Consider the following 5,021-nt stretch of genomic DNA (forward strand, 5'->3'; position numbering starts at 1 on the left):
GCACCGGGCACCGGCCCCCTCACCGCGGTCCTGGAGCTGACCGGCGGCGGGGTGGACGAGGTGGTGGGCACGGCGTCGACCAGCGCGATCGACGAATTCTTCGGCATCGACCACGGGTGCGAGGAGACGTTGCGGCTGGAGGACGTGCTCAGCGGGGAAACCATCATGCTGCGGGTGATCGAGACCCGCAGCGTGGAGGCCTCCTGGCTGGACGACGGCTGCCCCCGGGACAGCCTCTACACGATGCACCTGGAGGACCGCAGCGGCATCGAGACCATCCGGGTGGAGTCCGACCAGCCGCCGCAGGAGGATGTCGAGGGCGTCGAGTACCTGGAGCGTGTCGAATGAGTCGATCCCCGTCCCCCGTCGGGTCCGAAGCCGCCCCCGGAGACGGCCCCGGAGTCGAGGTACTGATGCGCCGCGCGGAGGCGCGGGACCTCCCCGCGATCGTCGCCATGCTCGCCGACGATCCCCTCGGCGCCCGGCGCGAGAACCCGGACGACCCGGCCCCCTACCGGGAAGCCTTCGAGCGGATCACAGCCGATCCGGCCCAATTCCTCATGGCGGCCGAACGGATGGCGGACAAAGCGGTCGTCGGCACGCTCCAACTGACCGTGATCCCGGGCCTGTCCCGGCGCGGTTCCGACCGGGCCCTGATCGAGGCGGTGCGGGTGCACGCCTCGCAGCGCGGGACGGGCCTCGGCACCCGCTTGGTGGAATGGGCCATCGCGGAGGCCCGGCGGCGGGAGTGCGCGATGGTGCAGTTGACCTCGGACGCCACCAGGGAGGACGCGCACCGCTTCTACGAGCGGCTGGGCTTCATCCCCTCCCACGTGGGCTTCAAGCTTCCGTTGTGAGGCGGGTCCCGGTGCGGGGTCGGCGCGGCCGGACGTGTCCGGAACCTTCAAGACCGGTGGCGCCCGCCGCTCTACCCTCGCCCCATGAACACCTCATCCGGCACCCCTTCCGAGAGCACTGCGAGCACTGCCGAGAGCGGGTCCGGCCCGTCCTCGGACCCGTCGTTCGGCCCCTCCTCGAGTCGGTCCGTCCCCGCCGTGACCCCGCGCGTCGACATGGTGGGGTTCGTGACCGCCGACCTGCGCGCCTCCCTGGCCTTCTACCGCCGGCTGGGCATCGATGTGCCCGTTGACTCCGAGGGCCCGCACGTGGAGGCCACGCTGCCGGGGGGCGTGCGCGTGGCCCGGGACACCGAGGAGTTGATGCGTTCCCTCGCCCCGGAGTGGACCCCGCCCACCGGCAGCCCCCGCATGGTCCTGGCCTTCCACTGCGGGACACCGGCCGGCGTGGACGCGCTGTACGGGGAGCTGACCTCCGAGCGTCCCTCCGCCGCCGAGCGCCCCCCGTGGGACGCGCCCCGGGGCCGGCGGTACGCGGTGGTGCGGGATCCGGACGGCATCCCCGTGGACCTGTTCGCGCCGCTCACGGCCCCGTCCGGCGAAGCTCCCGCGACGGAACCCCCGCCAGTGTCCTGACCTCCCGCGACAGGTGCGGTTGATCGGCGCAGCCGACCGTATGGGCCGCTTCGGCGGGTGCGCGGCCGGCGTCGATCAGCGCCAGGGCACGGCGCATCCGCAGCACCCGGTGCAACATCCGGGGGCCGTATCCGAAGGCAGCCAGGCAGTGACGGTGCAGCCGACGCTCGCCGAGGCCGAGTCGTTCGGCGAGCGCGGCCACGCGCAACCCCGGGCGGGCGGCTGCCCGCACCACCGCCCGCAGCCGGGGGTCGAGCGGGGGAGCGGCGCGCAGCCGGGCCGCCGCGTGCTCCTCCAGCACCGCGCCCGGCACCGCGACACGGGCCAGCCGGTCCTCCAACTCCCGCACCTCGGCGGCGGACCACAGCTCCGTCAGGGGCACCCGGACGTCGCGGAGTTCGACTGCCGGGACGCCCAGCACGAGCGGGGCGGTGCCGGGCGGGAACCGCAGGCCGAGCCAGTCCCGGCCGGGTGGGTCGTGCGCGAGGTGGGCACGGGTGTCGGGGCCGGCGACCAACAGGCGGCCCTCGCTCCACAGCAGGTCCATGCAGCCGTCCGGCAGGATCCGGGCGGTGCCGGGCACCGGGCGGGGCGGCCGGGTCCACAGGGTGCCGCCGACGGCGGGGGCGGGACGTTCGCGGTGGTCGGTGCCCTCCGGACCGGTGCCCGCCGGAGGCCGTGACCGGACCGGTGGGAACGTCGGGTGGGGCATCAGAGCCGCCCCGGGGCGTGGTGACGCAGCAGGCGGGTGAGCAGGTCGGTGAGGTGCCGGCGGTCGGCCGCGTCGAGAGGGGCGAGCAGCCGTTCCTGCACCTCGTCCAGCGCCTTTCCGGTGCGTTCCGTCTGCTCGCGGCCGGCGGGGGTGACGGTGACGACATTGCGGCGGCGGTCGGCGGGGTCGGGACGGCGTTCGACGTGGCCGCGGGCCACCAGCTCGTTGAGGGCGGCGACGACATCGCTGCGGTCGATGCCGCAACGCCGTCCCAGGGTCGCCTGGCTGGCGGGGCCGCCCTCCACCAGGGTGACGAGCAGGGCGTAGTGGTAGCGACCGGCGCCGGCGGCGGTGAAGGCTTCCCGCGCCAGGTGGGCGGCGTGATCGGCCAGACGGGTGAGCAGCCAACTGGGAGTGGTGCGCAGCCGCTCGGGGGCGCGGTCGCCGGCCGGGGTGGTCATGGGACGAGCCTACCGTCACCCCTCCCACTTGTTGGTGTGACCCATGAATGGGTATGTTGGCCACTCCAACGTTGGTTCAACCAACTTTTTCGGGTGATCTCCCGCGCCGCGGTCTCCTCCATTCCCCTCCGCCGAGATTCCCCTCCGTCGAGTCCGTCGAGCCAGCCGAGCCCTCCCGGGCCCACCGGGCACGAAGCGCACCGGTGCCCGGCCGGACACGCATCCGCGTCTCCACCGCGCCCCGGGGCGGCACCACTGCGAGGAGTTCCCGTGTGCCCCGATCCCACCGATCCGAAATCCGCCCCGGACCCCGTTCACTCCTGCGAGCGCACCTCCGACCGGCCGATGACGGCTCCCGGATCCGCCCCGGAAGCCGCCACGGAGGCGGGCCCCGCCCACCGGGCCGGCATCGCGAGCGGATCCGTTCGGGTCCCGGCCGTGGGCGGGACCCGAACGGATCCGGCACCCTCCGCCGGACGCGGCACGGCCACCGAAGGGGAAACCGGTACCGGATCCGGCGCACGGCGCTGGTGGGCCCTGGCGGCCGTGGCGATCGGTCAGCTGATGATCGCCGCCGACGCCACCGTCCTGCACATCGCCCTCCCCTCGGTCCAGCCCGACCTCGGCCTCGGGGACGGCATCCGCCACTGGCCGATCACGGCCTTCGCCCTCGCCTACGCCGGACTGCTCCTGCTCGGCGGCCGGCTCTCGCGCCTCCTCGGGCTCCGCACCTGCCTGCTGATCGGACTCGGTGGGTTCGCCGCCGCCTCCCTCCTGGCCGGATCCGCCCGGAATCCGGAAACCCTGATCGTGGCCCGGGGCCTCCAGGGGGCCTTCGGCGCCCTCTACACGCCCTCGGCCCTCGCCCTCCTCGGCACGACCTTCACCGCGCCGTCCGATCGTGCCCGGGCCTTCGGGGTCTACGGCACGATCATGGGGTCGAGCTCCGCCGTGGGGTTGGTGCTCGGCGGCACCCTCACCGAGTGGGCCGGATGGCGCTGGAGCCTCCTGGTGGCGGTGCCCATCGCGTTCATCGCACTCGCCGGTGTCCTGCTGACCGTGCGCGCCGACACCCCCGGCGATCGGGGCCGTCTCGACGTGCCGGGCGCCCTGCTCGGCACCGCGGGCCTGATCGCCCTCGTACACGGCTTCGGTCGCACCGCGACCGCGGGGTGGGGCGATCCGTTGACCCCGCTGCTCCTCGCTCTCGGCGCCGGTCTGCTGATCGCCTTCGTCCGGGTCCAGCGTCGGTCGCCGCACCCGCTGCTCCCGCTCCGGTTGTTCGCGGACCGCCGACGAGTCGTCTCCTACCTGTCGGTGTTCGCCATGGCGATGGGCACCTTCGCGGGGTTCTTCCTCCTGACCTTCGCCCTCCAGGACGCCCGGGGCCTCGACCCGTTGCGCACCGGACTCGCGTTCCTGCCCTATCCCCTGGCGGTGATCATCGGCGTGCGGTACCTGCGCCGACTACTGGAGCGGGCGGCGCCGCACCGACTCCTCGCCCCCGGTCTGCTGCTCACGGGAGCCGGGCTCGCGTTCCTCCCGGCCCTCGGCCCGAACAGTCCGTACCCCACCCACATCCTGCCGATCTTCGTCCTGCTCGGCCTCGGCGGCGCGGCCGTGCTGGTGACGGCGAACAGCACCGCGACCCGGGACGCCGGTCCGGACACCGCCGTCGCCGGGGCGCTGGTCATGGTCTCCATGCAGACCGGCTCGGCGTTCGGCGTGGCCGGGTTGGGCGCGGTGGCCGCCGCGACGGCCGGCGGCGACTCCGTGGCCGACGTGCTGCACGGCTACGGGATCGCCGGACTCGTGGCGACCGGCCTCCTCGCGGGTGTCGCCGCCCTGGTGCTCATCCTCTCCCGGACCCGAACCGACTCCCGTTTCACGTGAAACATCGCGCCGGTTGACGGGCCCGGCGTCCCGGTCCATCGACCGGTGATCCATTCCGCACCTCGGACTCGGACGGCGAGAGGCGGTCACGCCGGTTCGGAGGGACGCGACTCGCCGACGCAACCGCGCCGCTTCGCAATGCCTCGGGTTCGGAGCGGCCAACTTGGCATCGATCACTTCCCGGCGCCGGCCGGGCGGATCGGGCCGGGAACTCCGACGCAACGCGCGCAGGAGGAGCCCTCACCCCATACGCGCGGCGAGGCCCGGAACTTCGGCGTCCGCGACAGTCACCACGGTCATCACCACATCGGCGGCCGGGTCACCGGCTCGCGCATTACACCGGTCGACCACCACCGCCCACCCGGGGTCGGTACCGCGTTTCCCGGGTGCGGTCCCGGGTGCGGGACCCGACCGCCGCCCGGGGCGTACACATCCGCTTCCCGCCCACGAGCGATCGACCCC

The 5,021-nt window shown here is 74.0% G+C and carries 6 protein-coding genes; 4 read left to right on the forward strand and 2 right to left on the reverse strand.

The window, feature by feature from the left end; all coding sequences use genetic code 11:
- The 3 genes from FNQ90_RS12295 to FNQ90_RS12305 form a co-directional block, all read left to right on the forward strand.
- Positions 1 to 348, forward strand: a 348-nt coding sequence (locus FNQ90_RS12295; protein WP_182606409.1) for a hypothetical protein, incomplete at its 5' end; no start/stop codon positions are given.
- Between the two features lie 65 nt (positions 349 to 413).
- Positions 414 to 857, forward strand: coding sequence for a GNAT family N-acetyltransferase (locus FNQ90_RS12300; RefSeq protein ID WP_228471077.1), 444 nt, complete (start codon positions 414 to 416; stop codon positions 855 to 857).
- Between the two features lie 198 nt (positions 858 to 1,055).
- The gene (locus FNQ90_RS12305) at positions 1,056 to 1,493 is read left to right on the forward strand and encodes a VOC family protein (RefSeq protein WP_323379912.1); all 438 of its coding nucleotides are present in this window, start codon (positions 1,056 to 1,058) and stop codon (positions 1,491 to 1,493) included.
- On the opposite strand, the gene FNQ90_RS12310 is transcribed toward FNQ90_RS12305, so the two are convergent.
- Entirely contained in the window at positions 1,441 to 2,205 is a 765-nt protein-coding gene (locus FNQ90_RS12310; RefSeq protein WP_182606411.1) for a helix-turn-helix transcriptional regulator, read from the reverse strand. The two genes, FNQ90_RS12305 and FNQ90_RS12310, sit on opposite strands and share 53 nt — an antisense overlap.
- A complete protein-coding gene (locus FNQ90_RS12315; protein WP_182606412.1) occupies positions 2,205 to 2,666 on the reverse strand; it encodes a MarR family winged helix-turn-helix transcriptional regulator in 462 nt (153 codons plus the stop codon). The genes FNQ90_RS12310 and FNQ90_RS12315 overlap by 1 nt, the downstream gene beginning before the upstream one ends.
- A gap of 546 nt (positions 2,667 to 3,212) precedes the next feature.
- Here FNQ90_RS12315 and FNQ90_RS12320 point away from each other — a divergent pair.
- Complete coding sequence (locus tag FNQ90_RS12320) at positions 3,213 to 4,559, forward strand: MFS transporter (RefSeq protein ID WP_182606413.1); 1,347 nt, start codon at positions 3,213 to 3,215, stop codon at positions 4,557 to 4,559.
- Positions 4,560 to 5,021 lie beyond the last annotated feature (462 nt).

The sequence above is a fragment of the Streptomyces alkaliphilus genome (assembly GCF_014141535.1).
Taxonomy (GTDB): Bacteria; Actinomycetota; Actinomycetes; order Streptomycetales; family Streptomycetaceae; genus Streptomyces; species Streptomyces alkaliphilus.